The sequence below is a fragment of the Hohaiivirga grylli genome (assembly GCF_039655745.1).
GTDB lineage: Bacteria > Pseudomonadota > Alphaproteobacteria > Rhizobiales > Beijerinckiaceae > Hohaiivirga > Hohaiivirga grylli.
This window is the reverse complement of the sequence record NZ_JBBYXI010000001.1, coordinates 835,483-861,358: the sequence shown is the minus strand read 5'-3', so window position 1 is coordinate 861,358 and position 25,876 is coordinate 835,483. Positions and strand designations below refer to the sequence as shown.

27 protein-coding genes and 1 tRNA gene are annotated in these 25,876 nt (G+C 47.4%); 9 read left to right on the top strand and 19 right to left on the bottom strand.

Translation table 11 applies throughout. The features are described from left to right. Positions 1-10: 10 nt before the first annotated feature. The 6 genes from WJT86_RS03750 to WJT86_RS03725 form a co-directional block, all read right to left on the bottom strand. Positions 11-1,135, bottom strand: coding sequence for an amidohydrolase/deacetylase family metallohydrolase (locus WJT86_RS03750; RefSeq protein WP_346336139.1), 1,125 nt, complete (start codon positions 1,133-1,135; stop codon positions 11-13). 72 nt (positions 1,136-1,207) lie between these two features. Further along, entirely contained in the window at positions 1,208-1,870 is a 663-nt protein-coding gene (locus tag WJT86_RS03745; RefSeq protein ID WP_346336138.1) for a DUF4310 family protein, read from the bottom strand. 16 nt (positions 1,871-1,886) lie between these two features. Further along, on the bottom strand, positions 1,887-2,663 hold the full coding sequence (locus WJT86_RS03740) for a DUF4311 domain-containing protein (protein ID WP_346336137.1): 777 nt from the start codon (positions 2,661-2,663) through the stop codon (positions 1,887-1,889). Positions 2,664-2,716: 53 nt separating this feature from the next. Then, positions 2,717-3,019: a DUF4312 family protein gene (locus WJT86_RS03735; RefSeq protein ID WP_346336136.1), complete on the bottom strand. Its 303-nt coding sequence runs from the start codon at positions 3,017-3,019 to the stop codon at positions 2,717-2,719. A gap of 1 nt (position 3,020) precedes the next feature. Next, on the bottom strand, positions 3,021-3,383 hold the full coding sequence (locus tag WJT86_RS03730; protein WP_346336135.1) for an SFCGS family glycine-rich protein: 363 nt from the start codon (positions 3,381-3,383) through the stop codon (positions 3,021-3,023). A gap of 57 nt (positions 3,384-3,440) precedes the next feature. Next, positions 3,441-3,764, bottom strand: a complete 324-nt coding sequence (locus tag WJT86_RS03725; RefSeq protein WP_346336134.1) for a hypothetical protein — start codon at positions 3,762-3,764, stop codon at positions 3,441-3,443. Positions 3,765-4,142: 378 nt separating this feature from the next. On the opposite strand from WJT86_RS03725, the gene WJT86_RS03720 reads away from it, so the two are divergent. After that, positions 4,143-4,415, top strand: a complete 273-nt coding sequence (locus WJT86_RS03720) for a hypothetical protein (RefSeq protein WP_346336133.1) — start codon at positions 4,143-4,145, stop codon at positions 4,413-4,415. An 86-nt stretch (positions 4,416-4,501) separates the two neighbouring features. Here WJT86_RS03720 and WJT86_RS03715 read toward each other — a convergent pair whose 3' ends face one another. The 10 genes from WJT86_RS03715 to cysT form a co-directional block, all read right to left on the bottom strand. Continuing rightward, positions 4,502-5,569 carry a type I restriction endonuclease gene (locus WJT86_RS03715; protein WP_346336132.1) on the bottom strand — a complete coding sequence of 356 codons (1,068 nt, stop codon included), beginning with the start codon at positions 5,567-5,569 and terminating at the stop codon, positions 4,502-4,504. 229 nt (positions 5,570-5,798) lie between these two features. After that, positions 5,799-6,113 (bottom strand): hypothetical protein, encoded by a 315-nt coding sequence (locus WJT86_RS03710; protein ID WP_346336131.1) that lies wholly within the window; start codon positions 6,111-6,113, stop codon positions 5,799-5,801. An 8-nt stretch (positions 6,114-6,121) separates the two neighbouring features. Then, positions 6,122-6,427, bottom strand: coding sequence for a hypothetical protein (locus WJT86_RS03705; protein WP_346336130.1), 306 nt, complete (start codon positions 6,425-6,427; stop codon positions 6,122-6,124). Positions 6,428-6,557: 130 nt separating this feature from the next. Further along, positions 6,558-6,632 (bottom strand) — tRNA-Thr (locus WJT86_RS03700). Positions 6,633-6,767: 135 nt separating this feature from the next. Beyond that, a complete protein-coding gene (locus WJT86_RS03695; protein ID WP_346336129.1) occupies positions 6,768-7,610 on the bottom strand; it encodes an ABC transporter permease in 843 nt (280 codons plus the stop codon). Next, positions 7,610-8,554, bottom strand: a complete 945-nt coding sequence (locus tag WJT86_RS03690) for an ABC transporter permease (protein WP_346336128.1) — start codon at positions 8,552-8,554, stop codon at positions 7,610-7,612. Before WJT86_RS03690 ends, WJT86_RS03695 begins: the two co-directional genes overlap by 1 nt. Before the next feature lie 71 nt (positions 8,555-8,625). Then, positions 8,626-10,119, bottom strand: coding sequence for an ABC transporter substrate-binding protein (locus WJT86_RS03685; RefSeq protein ID WP_346336127.1), 1,494 nt, complete (start codon positions 10,117-10,119; stop codon positions 8,626-8,628). Between the two features lie 34 nt (positions 10,120-10,153). Continuing rightward, complete coding sequence (locus WJT86_RS03680) at positions 10,154-11,191, bottom strand: sulfate/molybdate ABC transporter ATP-binding protein (protein ID WP_346336126.1); 1,038 nt, start codon at positions 11,189-11,191, stop codon at positions 10,154-10,156. 34 nt (positions 11,192-11,225) lie between these two features. Beyond that, positions 11,226-12,089 (bottom strand): sulfate ABC transporter permease subunit CysW, encoded by an 864-nt coding sequence (gene cysW / locus WJT86_RS03675; RefSeq protein ID WP_346336125.1) that lies wholly within the window; start codon positions 12,087-12,089, stop codon positions 11,226-11,228. Further along, positions 12,082-12,924, bottom strand: coding sequence for a sulfate ABC transporter permease subunit CysT (gene cysT, locus WJT86_RS03670; protein ID WP_346336299.1), 843 nt, complete (start codon positions 12,922-12,924; stop codon positions 12,082-12,084). Before cysT ends, cysW begins: the two co-directional genes overlap by 8 nt. Before the next feature lie 423 nt (positions 12,925-13,347). On the opposite strand from cysT, the gene mgtE reads away from it, so the two are divergent. Next, complete coding sequence (gene mgtE / locus WJT86_RS03665; protein ID WP_346336124.1) at positions 13,348-14,697, top strand: magnesium transporter; 1,350 nt, start codon at positions 13,348-13,350, stop codon at positions 14,695-14,697. A gap of 16 nt (positions 14,698-14,713) precedes the next feature. Here the strand turns inward: mgtE and WJT86_RS03660 are convergent, their stop codons facing one another. Further along, positions 14,714-15,706, bottom strand: a complete 993-nt coding sequence (locus WJT86_RS03660) for an aldo/keto reductase (protein ID WP_346336123.1) — start codon at positions 15,704-15,706, stop codon at positions 14,714-14,716. A 119-nt stretch (positions 15,707-15,825) separates the two neighbouring features. Here WJT86_RS03660 and WJT86_RS03655 point away from each other — a divergent pair, with 119 nt between their 5' ends. Next, positions 15,826-16,719, top strand: coding sequence for a LysR family transcriptional regulator (locus WJT86_RS03655; protein WP_346336122.1), 894 nt, complete (start codon positions 15,826-15,828; stop codon positions 16,717-16,719). Positions 16,720-16,770: 51 nt separating this feature from the next. On the opposite strand, the gene WJT86_RS03650 is transcribed toward WJT86_RS03655, so the two are convergent. Continuing rightward, positions 16,771-17,478 carry a DUF3053 family protein gene (locus WJT86_RS03650; protein ID WP_346336121.1) on the bottom strand — a complete coding sequence of 236 codons (708 nt, stop codon included), beginning with the start codon at positions 17,476-17,478 and terminating at the stop codon, positions 16,771-16,773. Between the two features lie 234 nt (positions 17,479-17,712). Between WJT86_RS03650 and WJT86_RS03645 the strand changes: the two genes are divergently transcribed. Genes WJT86_RS03645 through folK form a run of 5 tightly spaced genes read left to right on the top strand, consistent with a single transcriptional unit; the run spans position 17,713 to position 21,680 of the window. Further along, complete coding sequence (locus tag WJT86_RS03645; RefSeq protein ID WP_346336120.1) at positions 17,713-18,897, top strand: O-succinylhomoserine sulfhydrylase; 1,185 nt, start codon at positions 17,713-17,715, stop codon at positions 18,895-18,897. A gap of 27 nt (positions 18,898-18,924) precedes the next feature. Then, entirely contained in the window at positions 18,925-19,944 is a 1,020-nt protein-coding gene (locus WJT86_RS03640; protein WP_346336119.1) for a sulfate ABC transporter substrate-binding protein, read from the top strand. A gap of 25 nt (positions 19,945-19,969) precedes the next feature. Next, a complete protein-coding gene (gene folP, locus WJT86_RS03635) occupies positions 19,970-20,809 on the top strand; it encodes a dihydropteroate synthase (protein ID WP_346336118.1) in 840 nt (279 codons plus the stop codon). Further along, positions 20,806-21,177, top strand: a complete 372-nt coding sequence (gene folB, locus WJT86_RS03630) for a dihydroneopterin aldolase (RefSeq protein ID WP_346336117.1) — start codon at positions 20,806-20,808, stop codon at positions 21,175-21,177. The genes folP and folB overlap by 4 nt, the downstream gene beginning before the upstream one ends. Next, a complete protein-coding gene (folK, locus tag WJT86_RS03625) occupies positions 21,174-21,680 on the top strand; it encodes a 2-amino-4-hydroxy-6-hydroxymethyldihydropteridine diphosphokinase (protein WP_407066898.1) in 507 nt (168 codons plus the stop codon). Before folB ends, folK begins: the two co-directional genes overlap by 4 nt. Before the next feature lie 54 nt (positions 21,681-21,734). Here folK and mscL read toward each other — a convergent pair whose 3' ends face one another. Beyond that, positions 21,735-22,139 (bottom strand): large conductance mechanosensitive channel protein MscL, encoded by a 405-nt coding sequence (gene mscL, locus WJT86_RS03620; protein ID WP_346336116.1) that lies wholly within the window; start codon positions 22,137-22,139, stop codon positions 21,735-21,737. Between the two features lie 198 nt (positions 22,140-22,337). Between mscL and WJT86_RS03615 the strand changes: the two genes are divergently transcribed. Further along, complete coding sequence (locus WJT86_RS03615; RefSeq protein WP_346336115.1) at positions 22,338-25,868, top strand: NahK/ErcS family hybrid sensor histidine kinase/response regulator; 3,531 nt, start codon at positions 22,338-22,340, stop codon at positions 25,866-25,868. The last annotated feature ends 8 nt before the right edge of the window (positions 25,869-25,876 follow it).

Below are 25,876 nucleotides of genomic sequence, written 5' to 3'. Positions count from 1 at the left end.
GCTCTCTTCCTTAAATCTTGCCGGAACCGTGCTCGGTAACAAAAACCTCACCCGCAACAACCGCTGCCAATGGGATGAGATTTGGACTGCACATCTCAACACCACCTTCACAGTCATGTGCCTCAAGCGCAGTCTCATCAATATCGAAGAGTGTCAGATCAGCATCAGCACCTACTTCAAGACGGCCTTTGCCATCAAAGCCAAACATATCGGCAGCACGCGATGTCACGCGTTCAATAACCTGCGGCAATGTCATACCAAGATAGAGGAACTTGGACATAACAAGCGCCAGACTGATAACCGGGCCATTCATGCGGTTCTTGTAATAGATATCGGTACTGATGGTATCGGGCAGAATGCCCTCATTGATGGCCTGACGTGCAACCTCAAAACTGAAGCTCGCACTCCCATGGCCAACATCAAGCAACATACCGCGATTAACGGCCTGCTTAACGGCATCGCGAAGCCTGCCATCACCATCAAGAATTCTGTTTGGCTTGCCATTAAAGCAATGGGTCAGAATGTCGTTCTTACCCATCAGATCAACAATCTCTTCCAGAGTTGGTGGCGGGTTACCGACGTGAACCATCAGAGGCAAATCACCATTGGCGCTCTGAATATCCTTTGCCAGACGCAAGGGTTCAATACCATTTGAGCCAACAACACTGCCACTCATACGCGCCTTGATACCAACAATGAAATCACGGTGCTGGGCGATTGTCTCGGCATCCAGCTGCGCATTGATATCATCCATATTGGCAAGCTCATGCTGAACGATCATTCCAATTCTGGAGACATTCAGGAGAGCTTTGACGTTTGTCTTGCAGTTTGCGGCAATTCTTTTGAAATCAGCGATGTCTGTCGCACCTGTGCTGCCTGCATCAACGATTGTGGTCACACCACCTGCAATACCGATCAGATCAGGCTCATCATAATAAATTGGAGATGAGGGATAGGCATGAACGTGGTTATCAATCCAGCCTGCACTCAGATAATATTTCTGTTTCAGGTCAACTGTCTTTGCAGCGGCCCCTTCTCCCAACTGACCGAGCGCCGCTATCTTCCCATTCTTAACAGCAACATCCGCTGTCGTGTCATCAGCTAATCGCGCATTTCTAATCAGCAAGTCATACATAGTATTACCTCTTTTTTGGAAACCGGAGGCGAATTGTTCCGCCTCCGGCCGTTGCCCCCGGATTTTGCGTTTTTATAGGGCAACGGGGAAGAAGTATCCGAAGACCATCGCACCAAGAATGGCACCACCCGTAATCGGCTTATTCCACACGTAGAAGATCAAAGCACCAATCAGGGAACCTACACCGATCGGGATAGATGCGCTGATAGCAGACAGGATGATCAACGGGCCAAGGAAGCGGCCAGATGAATTACCAGCCCCCATCATCACGTCAGCGCCGTAGGTCACATTACCCTGATTGACCGTAAACTTACGGGCCAGAATAATGATGCCACCAATGACCAGACCAATAAGAAGGCCTGTGATAACGGCCGGAATGAAGTTCTCAACCGGATAGACCCAGCCAGCACCCAGTAAAAGCGCTGGAATACCAAGGCCGACACCTGTCATGATCGCGCCACCAATATCGAGAATACCAACGAGCGACCCTTCAATGATACGGGCGAAAAGGAAGCTGGCACCGAAGGCCGCAACCGCACCATACCCACCTGTATCAATGCCTGTACGCAGCATGGATACGAAGGCAACCTCGTTAAATGCACCGATCTTATAGACGTAGTACATATGGGTACCGGCAAAGACGCCAGCAGAGAGCAAACCGACGAAAATCGGGAAAGACCAATCTGCAAACCAGAAACCGGTGTTTTCTTTGGCTGTCTGTTCTTGTTCAACCATTGTCATATCTCCCCAATTACTTTCCACTCATGGAATTGTGGATCATTTCCAGCCAACCCGGCACACCGAGATTGAAGGATGTCAGGAATTTCATATCGAAGCCACGGAAGAAGGCACTGAGTACGAAGAGCAGAATAACTGCAGCCATCATACTCTGGGTAATCCGGTTCCAGCCGCTTTCATCAACGCCCTTACCGATCAGAATACCAAGAACGATACCCGGAACAGCGTTACCCATGATCATCTGGGCAAGACCACCAAAAATAGTACCCCAGAAACCGGCCGAACGACTAGCAGCAATAGCGGCAAGCCAGAAAATAACCGGCATCACTGTATTGACCAGAAGGTTTGCAGCAGGAACCAAAACCTTAACAGCGGTGATCTGCAAGGCTTCCGGAATGGCCGATGCTGTTGTATTCAGGAAGGCAACCAGTACCATACCGATGATACCACATACGATTGCCATCTTTTTAGGATCATGCATCGTCTCTCCGATATTGCGGTTCTTCATAAGCAGAACGGCAGCACCCCAGTTCGGGATAACACGGTGGTCGATGTCCTGCGTGAAAGAGCCCGCAGCAACAGAAGAAGCCCAGGCGTTAAAGAAGAAGCCCAGACCGAAAGAGAAGTGAGAGGCCGGATCGCCTTCACACGAGTTCATTTCACCAAGAGTACGGAACGCGCCCATACCTTGAACCGTCGGCGCATGGAACATACGAGCAGCGCCCGCCCCCACGGCAACGCCAACGAGCCCTCCAATCACCAAAGATTTGATTAGAATTATCAGCATCATTTCTTATCTTGCTCCCTCATCATCAAGACCAAGTGTCATAAAGACGTTAAATGTCATGCCTGACGAACATCGAACTGGACGGCATCCGCATCGATCCCCGTAACATTAACGACCACATCCAGCGTTACGGAGAACTTGCTCCGTATCCGCGGCAGGAACAGAAAAAGAAACCGCTCTTTAATCTGGACTTCTTCCGCCTGCACAACTTCAACGTTCTGCGGTTCAATCCGCAGCAAGACTTTCACGCCATCATTCATTACGGCGCGCTGAACGCCATTGAGCGCATCGGCAAATGCCTGTGCTCTCGTGGCTCCGCGCCCCTTAACTCTGACAGTAGTCTCAAAGCGCTTCAGCATGTCATTTACCGTGCTTTTTCTGGTAAGCCTCTACGAGTGCCTTGCCGAGCTCCTCAACATCCATGAAGCCGAAGCCAAGAACATTGTAGCCTTCGCCGATAGCAGCAACGCCTTCATCAATGGCGCGCATGCTGTGCTTTGCCTTGTAGCCGTATTTTGTCTGGGCTGTGATGGCACCAGCACCGCCACTACCGCAGAACGAAATACCGAAATCGGCATTCTCTGCCTTCATGACATCACCAAGCTTCATATCCGCAGCCACACCGGGGATAACCACAACGCGCGCACCTGCAGCCTCTGCGCCAGCAGCAACTTTCTGCCCCTTACCCAGACGGTCGCCGATTACAACGGTAATCTGTGACATAATATTCTCCTCTTTATGTATGCGCCGATATTCAACTCGGACAGCAGTCAGTAAAAATCAGTTCTTGGATTGTGCTGTTTCAAAATGGATGGACAGCAACAGAGCCTCTTCCACTGGCAGATTGCCAAAGAGATCTGTGACTTCCTGTGCCAAAGATTTTGAAATTGGAGACACTTCATCAAACAGGCTTGTGTCGAATTCAGGCAGACTTTCTGAAGTTAAAGAGCGACGTGCCATTGCCTGCATGTGGGATTCCAGCTTTTCCATCTGGACATCCGTCATGAACTTGTCAGCCTTATCAAGGATAGCTGGAATCTGCGCCATAACTTTTGCAGAAAGTGCGTTGATTGCAGCTTCATCAGGATTACCCTGGTTACTCATCGAGGACACCTCTTTGCTAAATTTACTAGCTGCCCCAAAGAGTATTCCCCTCTTAACGAGGTGTTGACCTGTTTTTTTTCCGCTTCGAAACGGAAATAATCTCAGCGCTGTGATTTCCAGCACACGTCACTTTTTTTTCAGGCTACATCAAATAAAAATCATCGAATAGTCTTATTTTTCAAGCCTGCCAGACCTATCAAATAATCGCAATTATCAACTTGCATAGTCCCGCCATGATAAAAAACCCTATTCCAACATTTCGCCCTATCGGAATGAGCCGCTTGTAGCCTTAAATTACACAGACAACTGCCCTAGATTTAATGACAAGCATGAGTGTTACACGCATTCATTCAGACAGTTTGAACAGGAGTATGAGCTATGCGTCATGGTGCTTTTATTTCAGCAGTTGTCGTTGGAGCCTCTTTGCTAGCCTCGACCTCTGCATTCGCAACGGCTGCCGATGAATTATCAATGCATGAATTCAGCAATGCTGCCTGTAAGCAGATGCCAAGTCAGGCCGGATGCTTTGGCTACACCAAAGCTCAACCTGCAATGCAAATGCATGATGAGCACTGGAACGCCCAAAAATCAAAGCAGCATCGGACACATTACAAGAAGAGAGAAATGCATAAGCAGATGATGAGCCACTGATTATATATCTATAGCGTACAAAAAACAAACGCCCGGAAACTCCGAGCGTTTTAATTTAATTTAGATATTGCATAACTCAAGCTATATTATGCAGGAATGCTTTCTGTATACTTCTTAATTGAAGACATTAATCTCTCTGAATATTGATAGATATCATCCAGAGATTCTATAAGCATTTTTTCCTCTTCAGCACCATCAAATAAGCCTATATATTTCTTCGATCGATTTAGATGGAGTCTTGCGATTGGCTTTCTATTATTATCATCCAAGAGGATTGCACAATAAGATTTGGCATCTCTAATTGCTATTCTGGCAGGAGATATTTCCTCACGAAGGATAGCCTTTATAATCATATATCCTTGGATTTCTTCTTCTGTTGGTTCAATTTCGTCATTAGTTTCAGCTGAAACCTTTTCTTCATCTGGAATTGGTAAAGATGGATCAACTAATGCACTTGATATCCGGAGTTTTACAATCTCAGATATCAATTCACGAAATGCTGTTTTTGTAACGCCTTGAAGCATTTCACGATTTGCAGCAGTTAGGCGACCTTCATAAACATTTGCAGAAATAAGCCTTACAAAATCCTCTGTTGGATTTTCCATCAAATTTTCAATAGCTTGTTTAATTCCTGATGTATATTTCAGTCGTTCAGCTGTCAGAAGAATATTTGGAATATCAAAACTATTTTTCTCGAACTTCTTAATTTCTATTAAATCAGAATTCTTTAATTCCATTAAATCAAACGTAAAAAATGGCTTCATATCCATTTTGTTTTTTTCTTCAAGATCAGTATAGAAATTAAACTGCCGCCCATTGGTTAGAATGCCAAACTTTGCCTTTGTAACACTGAAATACCGAAATAATTGGCCTGCATGCTTAGCCTCTAACTTAAAAGAGATAGGCTTACATTCTATCAAAATCTGGACATCATTTTCTAGAGAGATTGCATAATCAACTTTTTCACCTTTTTTACCAACAGTATCAGCAGTAAACTCTGGAATAACTTCTGAAGGATTGAATATATCATAACCTAAGGCACGTAAGACAGGCAGCACGATAGCTGTCTTAACTGCTTCTTCTGTAGCTAACAGATTAGCTTGTGCTTTGAGTTTTTCAGCTACAATTTTTAATGATTCTTCCAAACCGTTCATGCCACTCACCCAGTAAAAAAGTTAGGTTATCTGACACTAGAAAACTGTCAACGCGGGGGAGATTGTCACAATTTGAGAAAGTAAAATAAAAACCTAAATCTCTTCACGTATGAAGAAAAAAATCTCCAAAGAATAGCAACAACTTCGGATTAAAAATATTAAACACACACAATAAAATAACGCCCAATTTTATTGTGTGTGTTATTCATCTAATTCGTACTATATAGAACTACAGCAATGGAACGATTGCGAAACCCGTCATGGAACGCTTGCTGCTGCCTATTTTGGTAATCTTGACCTTCATGACACCATCTGCACCCGCAGGTTCCAGAATGTCATATTCAGATTCACTTCCAATCGAATAGCACTTGCCAGTCATTTCACCGACCTTGACTTTATCCATGGCGGTGACAACAGCATCTTTATATACCTGCACCTGCTCCTTTGCAGTGCAGAATGCCATTCCACCTGCCGGTACAACTTCAGCAGAAACAGAAGAAGCGACAAGCAATACGACAGAAGCAATAGACAGCTTTGCAAGCATTATAAACCTCACGAGCGGCGTGCTTTAAGAGCCTTAACGAAGCCCCATACACCAATACCGAGCAACACTGCACCAAAACCGAACTGGATCATGGTTGCAGTTTCAAATTCAACTGCATCGTACAGAAAGCTCAGGATTTTAGGAATACGGACATTTACGCTACCGCCTTCAGCGGCAGCTGCCCACTTGAAATAATTATCGATTGTATATGCTAAAATACCACCGCCGATCAGCACCCAATAAAGAGGAGAAATCAGAGACGGCTTCGCCTGTTCAGAAACATTCTGAGCGTCAGCATTAATTTTATCAGACATTGCACCCAACTTGTATAAATTATAGGAGAATTTTGTATTACAAAAACCACCTCATATTACCAAGCCCAGCTAAAATCAAGGCAGGTCCACTGGTCTACACAAGTAAAACGCTAATTTTGATGGAAGAGAATGGTGCTGCGAGAGAGGATTGAACTCTCGACCTCTCCCTTACCAAGGGAGTGCTCTACCACTGAGCTACCGCAGCATCTGGTCATCCGGTGCGAAGGTTGTGCGCATCTGGAGATTGGCGGTTAGTGCCACAAGGCGGCGGACTAAGCAAGACGGCAAATGTGGAGAAATCAAAAAAAGATCAGATTCAGCGAAGAATAATGTCATTCGCTCATGACTTATGGTTCCGACGCCGCATTGCCGGATCCAGCATGTCCCGTAAACCATCCCCAAGCAGATTAAGTCCAAGAACAGCAAAAGCGATAGCGCAACCCGGTACAAGAATAAGATGCGGAGCAATACCGATATAGGTCTGGGCTTCTTTCAGCATCCGGCCCCAGCTCGGATCAGGTGGCGCAAAACCAATACCGACATAACTGAAGCCTGCTTCCATAATAATGGCCATAGCCAGCTGCACCATCAGCTGAATGATGATGACACCGGCAATATTAGGCAGGACATCTTCAATTGCGATAGCCCACCTGCTTTTCCCAAGCGCCTTAGCCGCAAGGATATAATCCATCGCCCAGATTTTCTGGGCAGCGCCGCGGGTCACACGCGCGAATACCGGCACATTAAACAGAGCAATAGCCCAGATAGCAGCCAGAGGTCCGCCCCCGTAAACTGCACCAATCATGATAGCGATTAATAAAGCAGGAAATGCGAATGTCACATCACAGACACGCATAATAATACGGTCAACCCTGCCACGACGACTGGCAGCAAAGGAACCCAGCAAAATGCCGACACAGGCCCCGGCAAGAACCGCAGGCCATGCCACAATCAATGTATTACGTGCACCGATCATAACGAGTGAAGCCATATCTCGTCCCAGTTGATCGGCACCCAACAGCCCAGCTTCAAGTGGCGCTTTCAACCGCAAAGCAATTCGCAGACGAACAGGGTCTCCGGGCGTCCAGACGAATGAAACCAGAGCTGCAGCAATAAGCAACACCGTCAGCACCAGCCCACAAAGCAGCGTCGGATGTTTACGGATACGGGATAAAGCTATCATCACCGTGCCCTCAATCGTGGATCAAGAGCTAACTGCACCAGCTCAATCAAGGCGTTGATAATAATGACCCCACCGGCCAGCAGTAAGGCAAGGGCGCGAATGACAACAAAATCACGCTGCATCATGGCATTGATGATCAGCTGCCCGATACCCGGGAGGTCAAAAACGCTTTCAATCAGAACCGTACCTGCCACCAGCAGAGAAATCTGCAATCCAAGAACTGTCAGAATTGGATGGAGACTATTCGGCAAGGCATGGCGCCACATAATACGAAATCGCGAGACACCTTTTGCAAAAGCCGTACGTACAAAATCTGCCCGGATCACATCAATCATCACAGATCGGGATACGCGAAACAGAACAGAGGCAAGAGAGGCTGCAAGTGCAAGTGCCGGTAACAGCAAGGCGTATAACGCAGGCATAAATCCAGCGGACCATCCGGGAAAGCCACCGGGTTGTAATGAACTGAAATGCCGGGATACCGTCAAAATCAGGACAAGCCCTAAACAGAACCCCGGAATAGCAAGGCCAGCATGGGCAAAAATGCGGGATAGACGATCAAACAGGCCATTGCGATAAAAGGCGGCAATTGCCCCACTACCAATGCCAATAATACCGGCAATTACAACCGCCAGAAATGTTAAGGGCAGTGTAACACCAAAACGCTCAGCTACGAGTGTCGAAACCGGAATATGGTAGATCAGGGAAGTCCCCATATCTCCTCGAAGCACATCCCCGACCCAATTCAGATAACGTGTTATCAGCGGCAGATCGAGGCCCATCTGCTGGCGTAAAGCCGCCAGTGTATCTTCCTGTGCAGCCGTTCCCAAAAGAATGGCTGCCGGGTCACCAGGCAGAAGATCAAGAATGAGGAAAATCACAACAGAGACCACAAGCAGACTTATGGTAACTGAGACCACCTTCCCGGCTAACAAACGAAGCATGGGCTTTTCAAATCACATACTGCGTACGACCAACATGCCGCCCGCTTTCGATTATGCAATACCCGCAAATCTCATTCGCTCCAATAGGCTTCACTCATATCGTTCACGGGAATCGGCGCAGTTTTCCATAAACCTTTCAGCTTAGCGTTCCAAACACCAAGTTTTGGCCATTGATACAGAAACAGCGCGGGCACGTCATCAGCCAGCATCTCCTGAGCCTGACGGTAAAAAGAGAAGCGTTCTTTTTCATCTGTTGTCTGGTCAATTTTATGCATCAGCTCACGAAAGGCCGGGTTATTATAATTGAAGTAATACCCCTCACGCGCATAAATTCCGATATCAAGCGGCTCGGCATGCGCGATAATCGTCATGTCGTAGTCTTTCTTCTGGAAGACGTCTGATATCCACTTTGCCGGATACTCCGTAATCTCAATTCGTGCTTTCACACCAATGTCCGCAAAGAAAGCTACCAGTAATTCGGCTGGACGGCTGGCATATGCCATCTGTGGTGTCTTGAGTGTGAAAGAGAAACCATCTGGGTACCCAGCTTCTTTCAGCAATGCACGTGCCTTCACCGGGTCATAGGGTATACGATCAGCCAAATTCTCATAAGCTGGATGATTGGGCGAGAAATGGCTGCCAATTGGTATGCTGTAGCCGTTATATGCCCCTTCAATCAAAGCATTACGATCAACCGCATGCATCAGTGCCTTACGGACGCGGACATCATCGAATGGTTTACGGGCATTATTCATGCCTGCCACAACCTCACCCTCGGTATAACCAATGGCCGTTGTGAACCGTTTATCCTTACGCCACTGATCAAACAGCTCCGGTGTCGTAATATTGGGGAAAGCATCAACCGTTCCGGCATTGATTGCAGAAACCTGTGCCTGCGGGTCAGCAATAAAACGAAAAGTCAGGCTCTCAAGCTTAGGCTTACCCTTTTGCCAGTAGCTCTCATTTTGGACCATTTCAACCTGACTTCCCCGACTCCAGCTTTTGAATTTGAATGGGCCCGTCCCGACCGGATGAGAGCGATTATCAGCAGCAGTATTGGGAGCAACCATCACCGCATCACCCCAGCCAAGATAATATATAAAATTACCGGAGGGCTCTTTCAGGTGAATGACAACTTCTGTTGGCGAAGGCGTATCAATTTTCGTAATTGGCGCAAATATCTGTTTCTGCGCATTTGTTGAATCTGGTGAAGATGCACGCTCAAAAGCATATTTCACCATAGAAGAATTAAACGGCGTCCCGTCATGGAACTGAACATTCTCCTGAAGAGTAAATGTATAGGTCAGCCCATCTGGCGACACTGTCCAGCTTTTGGCCAGTAACGGCTCGGTTTTACCCTGCTCGTTAATGCGAACAAGCCCTTCAAAAATATTGAGGTGAACCACATCCCGAATAACCGTTGGCGCAGCAATTGTCGGATCAAGCCCAGGTGGCTCAACAGCAACTCCAACAATAAGATTGCTTCGTGGCATAGCCATCGCCACATTCCAGAAACCAAGACCTGCAAGCAAAACAGCAAGAACCCTGAAGATACGTAACCCCATATTTTAAAACCCTATTGTCTGATCATTCAGGCGATCATTTTTCAAAAAAACGTGCACGGGTTACCGCCAGATTGACGGGAGCCCCAATCTCAATGGTCGACCATAACGGCAAATCTATCTCAACCGCATTATTATCATCGAGGGAGACCTGTGCACGACGGACGTTCCCGACGCGACGGCTTGAGCGGATTATTCCTTCAAGATGAGCAGGTTCATCTAAACCAACGGGGCGTAAATCCCATGGGCGAATATAAAGCTCAACATCACCAGTAAGCGTATCAGGCGGGGAAATTGGCACTTTACCACCATTGACCCAGACGGCACCTTCATGCACCTCAGCCTTGATTTTAGCGGTTTCCCCAATAAAAGACATAACAAAAGCGGTTTCTGGATCGTCATAGACTTCGTCTGGTGTTCCAACCTGCTCCAGAAGCCCCTTATTCAGAATGGCAACCCTGTCAGCCAGTTCAATCGCCTCATCCTGATCATGGGTGACGAAAATGGTTGTCTGTCCTGTACGTTCATGGATTTCTCGCAGCCATCGCCGCAAATCCTTACGAACCTTTGCATCAAGCGCCCCAAACGGCTCATCAAGCAGAAGAACATCCGGCTCAACGGCCAGAGCCCGAGCCAGCGCAACACGCTGACGCTGACCGCCCGATAGCTGTGTTGGGAAACGTTTCTCAAGCCCTTCGAGCTGAACGAGTTCCAGAAGTTTCAAAACGCGCCCACGAATATCTTTGGCAGAAGGGCGCAGACTACGTGGCCGGCAGCGCAAACCATAAGCGATATTATCAAATACGCTCAGGTGGCGAAACAGTGCATAGTGCTGAAATACAAAACCAACATTGCGTTTCTGGACAGGAAGACTGGTGGCATCCTGCCCTCCAAATAGTACATTGCCCCTATCCGCAGCCTCAAGCCCGGCAATGACACGCAACAACGTCGTCTTGCCAGACCCCGAAGGGCCAAGCAGGGCCATAAGCTCACCTGAGCGGATATCCAGATCAATACCACGTAGAGCGGGCGTTGCGCCGTAGTTTCTGGTGACACCGGAAATTTTAATTTCCACGACTACTCCTTCATTACCAAACCGACAGACACAATCAATGCGCCCCCCGACCAGATAACTCATTCCCATAATGCCATTCCAGCAAAGCCTTAGCGACCAGCGTCAATATGGCCAGCATCGCAAGTAATGAGGCCATGGAAAATGCTGCAACAGCATTATACTCGTTGTATAATATCTCAACATTCAGGGGCATGGTATTGGTTAATCCGCGAATATGCCCAGAGACAACAGAGACAGCTCCAAACTCACCCATTGCCCGGGCATTACAGAGTAAAACTCCATAAAGTAAAGCCCACCGAGCATTGGGTAATGTAACAGTAAAGAACATGCGCCACCCCGATGCCCCCAATGTCAGTGCCGCTTCCTCTTCAGAGGTCCCCTGCTCCTGCATCAGGGGAATAAGCTCACGTGCTACAAACGGGAAAGTCACGAAGATGGTAGCCAGCACAATGCCCGGCAGCGCAAAGATAATCTGGATATTATAAGCGGAAAGCCACTTTCCAAACACGCCCTGAGCCCCAAACAGCAGAATATAGATAAGCCCAGCCACCACAGGAGAAACTGAAAACGGCAGATCAATCAAAGTGATGAGCAGACTTTTCCCGCGAAACTCAAATTTGGCAACGGCCCATGCCGCTGCAACCCCAAAGATCAGATTAAGGGGTACGGAAATACCGGCAACCACCAGCGTCAGCCAGATAGCGGCCTGCGCATCCGGATCAGCAAAGCTTTCCCAGTAAGCATTCCATCCCCGGGACAATGCTTCAAAGAACACCAAAGCCAGTGGTAAAAGTAAAACGAGAGCCAAAAACATAACCGTAATGGCAATCAGAAGCCGCCGTATGAGTGTCGTCTCTTCAACAACACGATGGAATTTTTTAGAAATCTGTTCAGACATCACCAAACCTCCTGCGGCTGTATGCCTGCAACAGATTGATGAAGAGCAGAGTGAAGAAGGACAACATCAACATGATTGTTGCAATCGCCATAGCTCCCGGCAGGTTATATTCTTCTAATCGGATAACAATCAGCAATGGAGCAATCTCTGAAACATAAGGCTTGTTTCCGGCAATAAAGATAACCGACCCATACTCACCAACAGCGCGTGCAAAAGCCAGAGCGAACCCTGTTAGAATTGCAGGAATCATCGGTGGAATAAGAACCGTCCAGATTGTGCGCGCACGACTGGCACCAAGTGTTGCGGCCGCCTCTTCCTGCTCGCGGTCAATCTCGGCAATCAGTGGCTGCACAGTACGAACGGAAAACGGAAGCCCGACAAAAACCAGCGCAATAAAGATACCCAGTCGCGTATAGGCAACCTCTATTCCGAGAGGAGATAACAGGCTGCCAATCCAGCCATTGGCACTATACAATGTAACTAAAGCAATACCGGCCACAGCTGTCGGCAGGGCAAAGGGCAGATCTACAACTGCATCAAGCAGCTTGTGCCCCGGGAATTTATAACGGGTCAGAACCCAGGCAATCAGAAATCCAACAATTGCATCAACCAGAGCAGCTGCCAGAGAAATACCAAAAGACACCCTAAGTGCCGCCACGGTCCGCTCATCCGTCAAAGCCTGCCACATCACCTGCCACCCGGACAGGGAAACCTGTGTGATCAGAACAGCGAGAGGAATGAGGACAATCAGGCTGAGATATAAAATCGTATAGCCAAAAGCCAGTCCGAACCCGGGCAAGGCACTGGGCTGCACCAGAGACTTACGCTTTTTCATAACGGGGGGGCTTGTCCCGATTGTATCTGGTAACTGCGCTGTCACGTAATTCCCTGCGAATGAACGATGGACACAATCATCTACGACGAATGCACTTGTAACCGCACAAACTCTATCTGGAAAGTTGAAAATTAAATACAAGGAGGTGCCAAGCCCGACCTTCGCCCTATGTAAATGAACAAATGTCACTTTGTCGTAAAATATAACAGATAGGGGTTGACATTAACTGGGAACGAGATCACTTTCGCCCTGCTTTTGCAACAAGATTTCCCTCCTTGCAAAAGCTTCATCAACCCGGAGTTCTCAACCCCATGCCAAGCGACAGTTACAGTCGATTGTTTAAGCCGTCTCAGGCGATCATGGTCTAGCCCCGGTGGCTCGCATGATCTGCGTAAGACGGCAGATCGAAATAAAGGCGAGCCCATGAATACCGACCGTTTCAATATGGAAGCTGCAGCTCTTGCCGGTTACACCAGTGCCGACGCAGTTGAGCATCTTAATACATTTGAGCCAGCAGATGCTGCTTCCCTTCTGGCTGTTCTGCCCCAAGAACAGGCTATCGAAATTCTCGAACAGCCTGAACTTCAGAATGCTCCCGAAATTATTAACGAGATGCGCCCGAACGTTGCTGTGCGTCTCCTTAATGAAGTCGCGAACGACCGTCTGACAGATATTTTTCAGGAACTGGATGAGACAAGCCGTGCCCGGCTGATCTCCGGCCTTGACCATAAAGTCCGCATCGCAATTCAAAAGCTGATGCGCTACCCGGAACGAACAGCGGGTAGTCTTATGACAACCGAGTTTGTGTCTGTTCCCGGTGACTGGACTGTTGGCCAGACTCTCGATCTGGTTAAACGTGTACAGGGAACGCGCGAAACTGTTTACGCGATTTATGTCCTTGATCCGGATAACGGCACACTTCAAACCGTTGTGACCTTGCGTCGTCTGATTACGGGCGAACCGGATGATCCTGTACTCAGCGTTGCCCAGACCGATACACTTGTGACCGTCTCACCTCTGGAAGATCAGGCAGATGTGGCTCACGAAATTCGCCGCCATAACATGCTGGCATTACCTGTTGTCGATGAGAGCCGCCATATTCTCGGCATTGTCACCGTCGACGATATGATCGATGCGATGATTGAGGACAGCACCGATGATGCCCTCAAATTCGGTGGTATGGAAACGCTCGACAAGCCTTACATGAAGATTGGCTTCTTCAGCATGATCAGGAAGCGGGCTGGCTGGCTGGCTGCACTCTTTCTGGGTGAAATGCTGACGGCAAGCGCCATGCAGCATTATGAGATCGCTCTGGAAAAAGCGATTGTTCTGACCCTCTTCATTCCCCTGATCATGAGCTCAGGTGGTAACTCGGGCTCACAGGCAACATCCTTGCTGATCCGCAGCTTAGCCCTCCAGGAAATTCGCTTACGCGACTGGTGGCGCGTTGCCTTAAGGGAAATTCCAACGGGTATAACTCTTGGCGCCATTCTTGGTGCTATTGGCGTTATCCGTATCATCATCTGGCAAAAAGCCGGATTCTATGATTACGGTGAGCACTGGGTTCTGATTGCCATTACAGTTGGCTTTGCCTTGGTCGGAATTGTTACGTTCGGCTCATTTACAGGCTCAATGCTGCCGTTCATTCTGCAAAGGATAGGTTTTGACCCGGCCAGCGCTTCGGCACCATTCGTCGCAACCCTTGTCGATGTCACCGGCCTCATCATCTATTTCAGCGTCGCTGTTGCGGTCTTGAGCGGGACCCTTCTATAGGCCCCGCCCTCTCTGGTTAAACTGGTGTTTCTATCCCGACAACTCCGTTATCGGGATAGCGTGCACCTATCACTTTATCAGGGGTAAATATCTGATCCAGAGCAGCAATATCCTCTGCTGTGAGCATGACATCTGCTGCACCAATATTTTCCAAAAGACGATCTTTATTTCGCGTTCCGGGAATAGGAACAACATTGTCGTGTTTGGCTAATAACCAGGCCAGCGCCAACTGAGCTTCGGTCGCCTTTTTCTGTTCAGCAACCTCTTTCAACTGCTCTGCCAAGGCAAAATTCTGCTTAAGGGCTTCTTCCGAGAACCTTGGATTAAAGCGCCTGAAATCACCGGCTTCCAGTGCATTGATATTTGGGATCTTCCCACTCAGAAAACCTCTCCCAAGCGGGGAATAGGCAACGAAGGTCACCCCTAGTTCACGGCATGTCGGCAAAACATCGTCTTCAGCGACACGGCTCCACAAGGAGTACTCACTCTGAATGACGGAAACCGGGTGTACAGCATGCGCACGCCGCAATGTCTCAGCAGTCACTTCAGACAAGCCAATTCCCTTGATTTTACCGGCCTTAACCAAGCCAGCTAAAGCCTCCATCATTTCTTCGATAGGGGTGTCCTGATTACGGCGATGGCAATAATAAAGGTCAATGTAATCCGTTCCCAATCGTTTAAGAGACGCTTCACAAGCCTGTTTGATATAGGCGGGGCTATTATCAACAGTTCGCTCATAAGCATCCGGCTTTCGGACAATGCCAAACTTTGTTCCCATAACAAGCTGTTCTCGCTTCCCCTTTATAAATTTTGCGAGCAGCTCTTCATTATGACCTGTGCCATACATATCCGCAGTATCAAAGAAGTTGATGCCATTTTCAAAAGCGAACTCCAGCGTATCTAAGGACTGGGCATCATCAGAAGTGCCGTAGAATTCTGACATTCCCATACATCCCAAACCGATGGCAGAGACATCCTGTTCGAGCGCTTCAATTTTTCTTTTCTGCATAACCAACTCCTGCTTCCCAGATAAACGCCCTTTGCGACATCCGAAGAGTTACTATGCACCACTCAGGATTGTGCTATAATCCGCACAATTATTCATGACCTATTGAGAAATTTTCATCAATGAAAAGTGAGAACCTAACCAATCTGGTGGCCTTCTCAAGTATTGCAACTCATCTTAATTTCAGAAGAGCTGCAATCGAACTGCAAATTTCACCCTCAGCCCTGAGCCATCGTATTCGTAATTTAGAAGAACATCTGGACATCAGACTTCTCAATCGCACCACCAGAAGTGTTTCTCTGACGGAAGCTGGTGAGACCCTGTTAAAAAAACTACAGCCTGCCCTTCTGGATATAAATAATGCTCTTGAAGCAACGAATGCATTCAAGAATACGCCCTCCGGACATATACGTATTTCTGCCCCACAGTCTGCAATACAGTTGGTTCTTGCGCCCTTAATCCGAGATTTCAGAAGGCAGTTTCCATCCATAACCCTAGAACTCGTCTCTGATGCAGAGCTGGTGGATATCGTTCAAAAAGGTTTTGATGCAGGCATACGGTTCAGTGAAAGGCTGGAACAGGATATGATTGCAGTTCCAATAGATATGGGGCAGCGGTTTACTGTTGTCGGTTCGCCGGATTATTTAGAAAAGAATGGCATCCCCCAGACACCGCATGATCTGTTAAAGCACGACTGCATCAGAATGCGTTTTCCCAGCGGTAAAATCTATCAATGGGAATTTTCGAAGGATGGTCGGGATATTCAGATTGCAGTCAAAGGGTCTATCACATTATCTCATAACCATCCGGCCATGCTTAAACTTGCAGACGATGGGATTGGTTTGGCTTATACATTTGAAGACTATGCCAAACCGTATCTTGAGCAGGGTTCACTCATCAGAGTGTTGGAAGACTGGACCACACAATCATCCAGTTTTTATCTGTACTACCCAAGTCGCAACCGGATATCCGCAGCATTGCGAGCTTTTATTGATACGGTCAAAGTTAAACGATAATATAAAAAACCCCGCTGAAAAGCGGGGTTCAATCTCTTAGCCTTGAAGGGATTAACGCCCCATTGACATCAATGGCTTCATGGCCTGCAACAGTGCCATAGCTGACTGATTATAAGTGTTCATCAATGTCTGAAGCTCAGCTCTCAGCTTATTGTCGTTTGTATTCACTGTCATACCAGAAATTGTGAGCTTGCTCTTATTGTCATCAAGGAACTTACCCAGCGCTTCCAGAGCCTGCATTGTCGTATCAATTGCAGGGGCAGCATTTGCAAACAGGCTAGCTGGCATTTCAACTGACTTACTAAAGGCTTCAGCAAAAACTGGCTTCAGATCATCAGGCTGCTTCAAAGCAGCGACTTGTCCCTTGATCTTCTCAAGGTTCACTTTCAGATCAGCAATAACCTTATTCATCAGAACATTGCGGAGCTCGGAAATTTCTTTCCAGTTCTGCTGAATACCCTGCATATTTGTCATTTTGCTACGCAAGGCGCTGAACTTGTTCATCACGCTTGTCGTTTCATTCTGGGTCGTGTTGAAATCAAGAATCAGCTGATAATGATCAGCATAAGGACCAAAAGCTTTTTTCTGCTCGTCCTTCATATAAATGACATTAGGCGCACGCGGAATAACATCCTTTTGCAAGAACTCAATGAAAGCCTTACGCTGTTCTGGTTCCTTGTCGCCACATGCTGTCAGTGCACCGACCGATAAAAAAACAGTTGCGACGATTAACAGACGCCGAGAAATGAAAGAAAACACAATAATACCCCTATGTAGAGTTTAAAAAATATACTTATCTACCCTTTAATAACGAAATCACCATTGAACTCAAAACTTACTCAGTCAATGGAAAATACAACCTGTTGATAGCCACTCAATGAAAACTTAAGGCAAGAAATAACAATCCTAAAAATTCTTCAACAAGAACGATTGTTCTTTATTACGAACGGCGTTATATAGTTGAGTGAAGACAACACCAAAGGAAATGTCATCATGTCGTGTCGTAAAACTTATCGTCCAGAAACGGCTCTTATTCACGATGGAACTTCACGTTCTCAGTTTGGAGAAACGAGTGAAGCTCTCTATATGACTCAGGGTTTCATTTATGAAACGGCAGAACAGGCAGAACGCCGTTTCCTAAATGAAGAACCGGGTTATAGTTATTCGCGTTACGCAAACCCCACAGTCACCATATTTGAAGAACGTATGGCTGCTCTTGAAGGTGCAGAAGCCGCCCAAGCTACCGCAACAGGTATGGCAGCTGTTACCGCCGCATTGGTCGCACAGGTTAAAGCAGGTGACCATATCGTGGCTGCCAGAGCCATGTTTGGTTCAAACCGCAATGTCATTACCGATCTTCTGGCCCGTTTTGGTGTAACCTCAACACTGGTTGACGGCAGAGATATCAATGCCTGGAAGGCAGCTGTACGACCTGAGACAAAAGTCTTCTTTTTGGAAAGCCCTGCAAATCCGACACTTGAAATCATTGATATTCAAGCCGTTGCCGATATTGCCCATGCTGCCGGTGCCACACTGACAGTTGATAATGTTTTCGCAACACCGCTCTTTCAGAAGCCCCTTAAACTAGGTGCTGATTGTGTGGTTTACTCTGCAACCAAACACATTGATGGACAAGGTCGCTGTCTGGGCGGTGTGATCCTTGGCACCAGGACATTCATTGAGGAAACCATCTGGCCTTTTGTTCGTCTCACCGGGCCAACGATTTCACCATTTAATGCATGGGTTTTACTCAAAGGACTTGAGACACTTGCAGTCCGTGTAGAACGGCAGTCTCAAAATGCGGCAAGAGTGGCTGACGCTCTGGCAGCACATCCTAAAATTAAGCGCATCGTCTATCCCGGGCGGGCTGATCACCCACAGGCTGACCTCATCAGGCAGCAAATGAGCGGTCATTCAACAATGATTGGTTTGGAAGTGAAGGGTGGACGTGCAGAAGCATTCCGTTTTCTGAATGCGCTCAAACTGATCCGCATTTCAAATAATCTGGGTGATGCAAAAAGCATTATCACTCATCCGGCAACGACAACACATATGAGCTTTAAGCCGGAAGAAAGAGAAGTTCTTGGTATTTCAGAAGGGTTTTTACGACTTTCTATTGGACTTGAACATTTTGAGGACCAGATAGAAGATATCGTACAGGCATTGGAAGCCATCTGAAGTTTGAACAAAATCAGGAGAAAAACCATGTTACGTCGCGGGATTAAACTTTTTACGACATCTGCTCTCCTGTTTTGCATGGGTACGGCAGCAGCTTTTGCCCAGACACAACTTCTAAACGTCTCTTACGACCCGACCCGTGAGCTTTACAAAGAAATCAATCAGATTTTCACGGAAAAATGGAAGAAGGAAACGGGTGAAACAATCAATATCCGTACCTCTCACGGAGGCTCTGGCAAACAGGCACGCTCCGTGATTGACGGGTTGGAGGCCGATGTGGTCACATTGGCCCTTGCTGCAGATATTGACGAGATTGCAAAAGCGACTGGCAAGCTGCCTGCTGAGTGGCAAAAGCGTCTTCCGCATAACTCATCCCCTTACACATCAACCATTGTTTTTCTGGTCCGCAAAGATAATCCCCAAGCGATCAAGGATTGGGATGATCTCGCGAAACCCGGCATTCAGGTTATTACCCCAAATCCCAAAACTTCAGGCGGTGCCCGATGGAATTATCTGGCAGCCTGGGGCTATTCAATGAAGAAATTAAATGATGAGGGACAGGCAAAGGAATTCCTTAAAGCCATCTTCAAAAACGTTCCTGTGCTTGATACGGGCGCAAGAGGTGCAACCACAACCTTTGCTCAGCGTAATATGGGAGATGTTCTGATTGCATGGGAGAATGAGGCTTTGCTTGCGCTCAATGAGTTTGGCAAAGATAAGTTTGAAATTGTTGCTCCCTCCATATCAATTCTGGCTGAGCCCCCGGTTGCCATCGTCGACGGGAATGCTGAAAAGCATAAGACAGGTAAAATCGCACAGGCCTATCTGGAGTTTCTCTACACCCCTGAAGCACAAAAAATCATTGCAAAACATCATTATCGTCCCTCTTCACCGGAGGGTATAGATCCAACCGTTCTTTCCCAGTTCCCGAAAGTTGAGCTGCTGACAATAGACAAAGATTTTGGTGGCTGGGCCGCAGCCCAGCAAAAACACTTTGCAGACGGTGCGATATTTGACGCAATTCTTAAAGAGAATGCAGGCAGATAAACGGAAAAGACAACATCTGAGAACCATGTCACAATCCAGATTAAAAACACTCTTGCCAGATATTGAGAAACGCGTTCTCGTCATGGGCATATTAAACGTCACGCCGGATTCATTCTCGGATGGCGGCTTGCATGACAGTATTCTCGCAGCAGAAGCTCACGCACGCCTTATGATTGAGCAAGAAGTCGATATTATTGATATTGGCGGAGAATCCACGCGCCCAGGCTTTAGCCCTATCAGCGCAGAAGAAGAGATCAGGCGGATTGAGCCAATCATTTCCCGTATCGCACAAATAACGGACAAGCCTATTTCAATTGATACTTATAAATCAGAGACTGCCCGCACTGCCTTGAAAGCCGGTGCACATATTATCAATGATGTTTGTGGCTTGCAGCATGACCCTGTCATTGCAGATGTTGCAGCTGAATTTGGTGCCCCTGTCATCATTATGCATAACCGGGCAGAAGAAGACCCCGATCTGGATATTCTTGATGATATGCGATATTTCTTTGATCGCTCCCTCAGCATTGCTTATAAGGCTGGCATTGCCGAGCATAATATTATTCTGGATCCAGGTATCGGATTTGGAAAGACAGATAAACAGCATTTTGAAATCATCCAGAGACTGCCGGAGCTCCGTGCCTTTGGCTTTCCCATGCTGGTTGGAGCATCGCGAAAACGGATGATCGCCAAAATAGTCAATCGCCCTCCTCAGGAACGAATGGCTGGGACACTTGCAGTTCATACACTTGCTGCGATAAATGGGGCTTCTATTATCAGAGCTCATGATGTTGCAGAACACGTTGATGCCATGCGGGTTACTGATACTTACAAGTGTTTTGCAAATGAAAGTGCCCAAGAGTGACCGATCTGATCAAAGTTCAGCGTATCGCCGTTTATGCCTTCCATGGCGTGATGGAAGAAGAAGCGAAATTAGGGCAGAAGTTCTTTATCTCACTGACAGTTGAAGCGGACCTTTCCAAGGCCGGAACGACTGACAATCTGGACTACACAATCAACTATGCCAAACTGACAGAGCTGGCTATTCATATTGCAACCCAACAGCGCTTTCAGCTGGTCGAAGCCTTGGCAGAAGCCATCGCAACACAGGTTCTTGACGCTTTTCCACTGGCGCATAGCATTGGCGTTGAGATTGAGAAACCCTCTGCACCAATTCAGGCAACATTTGATACTGTCAGTGTAACAATCTTCAGAAAACGTACAGGCTCATGATTCCAGAAGACAAGATGGATGGCATCTGCACAGCCTATCTTGGGCTGGGCTCCAATATGGGTGATAAAGCCGCCAATATTTTTGAAGCGCGTAACAGACTGAATGATACGGACGGTATATCCGTCAGTCAGGTCTCTCATCTCTACAGAACTGCCCCATGGGGAAATACCGATCAGGACTGGTTCATCAATGCCTGCCTGAGAATCGAAACCACTCTGGAAGCTCATCAGCTTTTAACAAGCTGTCTGGATATTGAACATGCAATGGGGCGCAAACGCCTGCAAAAGTGGGGCCCCAGACTGATTGATATTGATGTACTCGTCTATGAAGGCATGGAGCTTGAGAGTGAAAGGCTAACCCTCCCCCATCCATATATTCTAAACCGGTCTTTCGTACTTGCTCCGCTCAGCGAAATTGCCCCTGATTTATGCATAAAAGGGGAGATGGTCAGCACAGCTCTTGCCAGACTTGATACCAGCGATATCAGTATCTTTAAATGCTGAAGCCCGGATACTGCCGGGCTCCAGATAAATTAAAGTAATTAATCTTTCTCAGGATCAGCTTTTCTTGGCAAGAATATCCTTGATCTCGCCAAGCAGCTTTACATCAGCGGGAACCTCAGCAGGCTTTGGAGCACCCTGAACCTTGTTGATGGCCTTGATCACCATGAACAAAATCCAGGCAATAATCATGAAGTTAATGAATATTGTCAGGAAGTTACCCCATGCAATGACAGCTCCCTGAGCTTTGGCCGCAGCCAGCGAAGGCGCCGTAACATTTGAGGACAGAGCAATAAAGTAGTTTGAAAAATCAAGACCGCCTGTCAGGGCACCAATAATTGGCATCAACAGGTCATTCACAATAGAATCCACAAGCTTGCTGAACGCTGCGCCAATAATCACACCGATTGCCAGATCCAGCATATTGCCACGCAGGGCAAATTTCTTAAATTCTTCCAACATACTATCACTCCCATACTAAAAGCTGTTTCCGCAAAGTAGCATATTTTCCAAATACGCTGACTGCAGAGCAAGGATTTCCCACTTAAACTATATCGTGAAGAAAAATTGACTAGTGGTGGTGTATATAAATACAGGCTAAGCTATAAGAATAAATCTGTGTAGCAAGCATCACGAGATGACAGAGCGAGGCAACATTTTATGATTGAAAAATGGTTTGTACTTCTTGCTGCATCCGTTTACCTTATTGTGCTTCTTGGTATCGCGTACTGGGCTAACTCCAAAAATTTCAAACTTCTTCGTGGTTCCTCTCGCTCAACCATTTATGCGTTGTCTTTAGGAATTTATACGACAGGCGGGATTTTTTATGGCTCAGTCAGCCTAGCGAGCTGGGAAGGGCTGGATTTTATCGCCATTTACTTTGGCCCTGCTTTTCTGGTTTGTTTTGGCAGCCCGCTTATCAGACGCGTCATCCATATTGCAAAAGCACAGAACGTCACGTCTATCGCCGACTTTATCGCAGCCCGTTACGGGAAAAGCGTTCCCATTGCGGCCTTAACATCAGCCGTCGTCTTTATAGGTTCCATTCCCTACATCAGTTATCAGCTGCGTATGGTCGCCGCTTCATATGAAGCCCTCGTTATTCCAAGAACCTCTAACCTATTACCACCCAGCTTCCCCTCATCTCATGTATCCCTTTCGATCGTAACTTTAGCGATCATTATCGTTACAATACTGATCAACATTAAGAGGGCAACGCAAGGGGAGAAGAACGACGGCCTCCTCACGATTGCAGCTTTTGATTCACTCATTAAGCTGGCTGCATTTCTGACGGTTGGAATTTACGTTACATACGGTCTTTTCAATGGCTTTACGTCAATTGTTACGGCGGCTGAAAGGCTTGGGTTTGACCCAACACTCACGAAGCGAACTTCCAATTTTTCCAACTATATTATTCTGTTCGCATTCTCGGCACTGTGCGCCTTATTGCAACCGCGCAACTTCCATATGCTTATCGTCGAAAATAGAGACGAAAGGGATATTCGCAAAGCTGCCTGGCTGACGCCCCTTTATTGTATTCTTCTGCTTCTTTTCATTCTGCCTATTACGCTCGTTTCACTGATAACCTTCGGCTACCCGTCCAACTCAGGCAGCATGGCGCTCGTTTCCCTGCCTCTGCTCAGTGGCAACATTCCCATTGCCATGATTGCATTCATTGGCGGTCTTTCAGCTGCAACTCTCATGGTTGTCGTTGAAGCAACAGCACTAGCAATCATGGTATCCAACCACATCATATTGCCAATGTTGCTACGGGATACCCTCATCACGGAGGCGGCATCGTCTTCAAAGCAAAGAAGCTTAAGCACGCTTGTGCAGCTGATCCGCTATTTTGCAATCATTCTTGTGATTGGGCTGGCATTTATCTACCAGCTTAACCCGGTAAGTATTCCCCTATCGCAATCAACCTATTTTGTTTTCGGGGTATTTGCTCAGCTTTTCCCTGCATTCATCCTTGGGCTTTTCTGGGCGAGAGGCACGGCTCTTGGAACGGTCGCAGGCATCGTGGCCGGCACTATCACTAATTTCTATATGATGTTTCTACCCAACCTCATCCGCGATTCCAGTCATTGGAAATTCATATTGGATGAGGGGCCTTTCGGGATCAGCCTGCTTAAACCCATTCCGTTACTAGGCCCTGGTTTCTCACTTTTAAACAGCGCACTCCTCTGGGGGCTCGCAGTTAATACGCTGTTCTATATTGTCTTCTCTCTGGTGAGAGCTCCAAGACCAATGGAGAAGATTCAGGCCAACGCCTTTGTTGGGATTCAGGAAACAGCCTCGCCACTGAGCTTCCGGTTTTTCAGATCCAGTATCACGGTTGGGGAGATCAGAGCAGCCGTTGCCCGCTATCTTGGCAATGAGAGAACAGATCGTTCATTCAAAAGCTTTGCACATAGCCAGAACATGATTCTGGATGACCGTGAAGAAGCTGACCTCCACCTTTTACGATTTGCAGAGCATCTGCTTGCATCTGTTATCGGAGCCGCCTCCTCCCGGCTGGCACTATCACTTGTTCTGCGCCGACGAACCGTCTCAACCAATGCTGCACTCAAACTGCTTGATGATGCCTCAGCTGCTCTTCAATATAGCCGGGATCTTCTACAGCACGCAGTTGACCATGCACGTCAGGGAATTACCGTTCTTGATAAAGACATGACGGTTTTGACCTGGAACCATGCCTTCGTGGAACTTTATGAACTGCCCCCAAGCATGATGCACATCGGGATCGGGCTTGATGAGATCATACGCTTTAATGCAGAGCGCGGATCATATGGCCCCGGATCAGTAGAAGAGCTTGTCTCCCAGCGCATGCGCAGCTTCATCTATGATATGGAGCCTGTTCGCCTTAAGCTGCTTCCGTTTGGCAAAGTTATCGAAATCAGAACCAACCAGCTTCCGGAAGGTGGTTACGTCACAACCTATACCGACATTACCGATACGGTTACTCAGGAAGAAGAGCGTAAAAAAGCGAATGAAACTCTGGAACTACGCGTCAAAGAAAGAACAGAAGAGCTGACCCGCCTAAATGCGGAACTGACACATGCCAAATCTGAGGCAGATGAAGCAAACATCTCGAAGACACGCTTTCTTGCCGCTGCCGGACATGATATTTTGCAGCCCCTCAATGCAGCACGCCTTTATTCAACATCACTTATCGAAAGGGCGAAAGGTGGTGAGATTGAATCACTGGCTGAAAACGTCAATGCTTCACTGGATGCCGTTGAAGAAATTCTAACAGCACTGCTTGATATTTCCCGCCTTGATACCGGTGCCTTACGGGCTCAGCTTTCTGATTTCCGAATTGAAGAGATACTGGTTCAGCTTCAAAGAGAGTTTGAGCCTGTTGCCAAAGTTAAAAATCTCAAACTTCACTTTGTGAAGAGCTCTTTGACCGTCCGCTCAGACCGCCGCCTGCTACGCAGATTGTTACAGAACCTTATTTCTAATGCCATCAAATATACGCCATCAGGAAGCGTTCTGGTTGGTGTTAAACGAAATAAGGGTAGGATGTCGCTTCAGGTCTGGGATACGGGCCTCGGCATTCCAGAAACGCAGCAGAAAATTGTCTTCCACGAGTTCAAACGCCTTGATCAGGGAGCCAAGGTCGCACGCGGACTAGGGCTTGGGTTGTCTATTGTAGAGCGCATATCCCGCGTTCTGGATCATCGTATTGATTTGTTTTCAGAGCCGGGAAAGGGTTCTGTCTTTCGCGTTGACATACCGATTGTTGCAAATGTTCCGGTATTGCAGCAGCAGGATGAACCAAAGCAAGCTCCAGCAACGCCTCTGGCCGGCATGAAAGTTCTGGCTATTGATAACGAGCCTGTCATTTTGGAAGGAATGAAAGTTCTGCTTCAGGGCTGGGGATGTAAAATCATTACCGCGGCCGGTGTTGAAGAAGCCCTTAGCATTGCGGAGAATGATCCAACCATCATTGACGCTGTTATTGCGGATTACCACCTTGATGATGGTGATGGACTGCAGGCCATAAAAGTCGTCAGAGAAGCGTATCAGGATGATATACTGGCTGTTCTCATTACAGCTGACCGCTCACCAGCTGTGCGGGAAATGGCGGCAGCTGCAGAAGTTCATTTGCTCAATAAACCCCTAAAACCTGCGGTTCTCAGAGCACTTCTCGGTCAATGGAAATTGACACACGTCCCATCATAACGGACGTG

What these genes read in the sequence shown, in the direction of transcription:
- mgtE (WP_346336124.1), top strand. Translation starts at nt 13,348, where the DNA reads ATGAATACCGACCGTTTCAATATGGAAGCTGCAGCTCTTGCCGGTTAC.
- mscL (WP_346336116.1), bottom strand. Translation starts at nt 22,139, where the DNA reads ATGTTGGAAGAATTTAAGAAATTTGCCCTGCGTGGCAATATGCTGGAT.
- cysT (WP_346336299.1), bottom strand. Translation starts at nt 12,924, where the DNA reads ATGAAAAAGCGTAAGTCTCTGGTGCAGCCCAGTGCCTTGCCCGGGTTC.
- WJT86_RS03685 (WP_346336127.1), bottom strand. Translation starts at nt 10,119, where the DNA reads ATGGGGTTACGTATCTTCAGGGTTCTTGCTGTTTTGCTTGCAGGTCTT.
- WJT86_RS03730 (WP_346336135.1), bottom strand. Translation starts at nt 3,383, where the DNA reads ATGTCACAGATTACCGTTGTAATCGGCGACCGTCTGGGTAAGGGGCAG.
- WJT86_RS03715 (WP_346336132.1), bottom strand. Translation starts at nt 5,569, where the DNA reads ATGAACGGTTTGGAAGAATCATTAAAAATTGTAGCTGAAAAACTCAAA.
- folP (WP_346336118.1), top strand. Translation starts at nt 19,970, where the DNA reads ATGTCACAATCCAGATTAAAAACACTCTTGCCAGATATTGAGAAACGC.
- WJT86_RS03740 (WP_346336137.1), bottom strand. Translation starts at nt 2,663, where the DNA reads ATGATGCTGATAATTCTAATCAAATCTTTGGTGATTGGAGGGCTCGTT.
- WJT86_RS03695 (WP_346336129.1), bottom strand. Translation starts at nt 7,610, where the DNA reads ATGATAGCTTTATCCCGTATCCGTAAACATCCGACGCTGCTTTGTGGG.
- WJT86_RS03725 (WP_346336134.1), bottom strand. Translation starts at nt 3,764, where the DNA reads ATGAGTAACCAGGGTAATCCTGATGAAGCTGCAATCAACGCACTTTCT.
- folK (WP_407066898.1), top strand. Translation starts at nt 21,174, where the DNA reads ATGATTCCAGAAGACAAGATGGATGGCATCTGCACAGCCTATCTTGGG.
- WJT86_RS03705 (WP_346336130.1), bottom strand. Translation starts at nt 6,427, where the DNA reads ATGTCTGATAAAATTAATGCTGACGCTCAGAATGTTTCTGAACAGGCG.
- WJT86_RS03655 (WP_346336122.1), top strand. Translation starts at nt 15,826, where the DNA reads ATGAAAAGTGAGAACCTAACCAATCTGGTGGCCTTCTCAAGTATTGCA.
- WJT86_RS03660 (WP_346336123.1), bottom strand. Translation starts at nt 15,706, where the DNA reads ATGCAGAAAAGAAAAATTGAAGCGCTCGAACAGGATGTCTCTGCCATC.
- cysW (WP_346336125.1), bottom strand. Translation starts at nt 12,089, where the DNA reads ATGTCTGAACAGATTTCTAAAAAATTCCATCGTGTTGTTGAAGAGACG.
- WJT86_RS03710 (WP_346336131.1), bottom strand. Translation starts at nt 6,113, where the DNA reads ATGCTTGCAAAGCTGTCTATTGCTTCTGTCGTATTGCTTGTCGCTTCT.
- WJT86_RS03645 (WP_346336120.1), top strand. Translation starts at nt 17,713, where the DNA reads ATGTCGTGTCGTAAAACTTATCGTCCAGAAACGGCTCTTATTCACGAT.
- WJT86_RS03735 (WP_346336136.1), bottom strand. Translation starts at nt 3,019, where the DNA reads ATGCTGAAGCGCTTTGAGACTACTGTCAGAGTTAAGGGGCGCGGAGCC.
- WJT86_RS03745 (WP_346336138.1), bottom strand. Translation starts at nt 1,870, where the DNA reads ATGGTTGAACAAGAACAGACAGCCAAAGAAAACACCGGTTTCTGGTTT.
- WJT86_RS03640 (WP_346336119.1), top strand. Translation starts at nt 18,925, where the DNA reads ATGTTACGTCGCGGGATTAAACTTTTTACGACATCTGCTCTCCTGTTT.
- WJT86_RS03615 (WP_346336115.1), top strand. Translation starts at nt 22,338, where the DNA reads ATGATTGAAAAATGGTTTGTACTTCTTGCTGCATCCGTTTACCTTATT.
- WJT86_RS03750 (WP_346336139.1), bottom strand. Translation starts at nt 1,135, where the DNA reads ATGTATGACTTGCTGATTAGAAATGCGCGATTAGCTGATGACACGACA.
- WJT86_RS03690 (WP_346336128.1), bottom strand. Translation starts at nt 8,554, where the DNA reads ATGCTTCGTTTGTTAGCCGGGAAGGTGGTCTCAGTTACCATAAGTCTG.
- WJT86_RS03720 (WP_346336133.1), top strand. Translation starts at nt 4,143, where the DNA reads ATGCGTCATGGTGCTTTTATTTCAGCAGTTGTCGTTGGAGCCTCTTTG.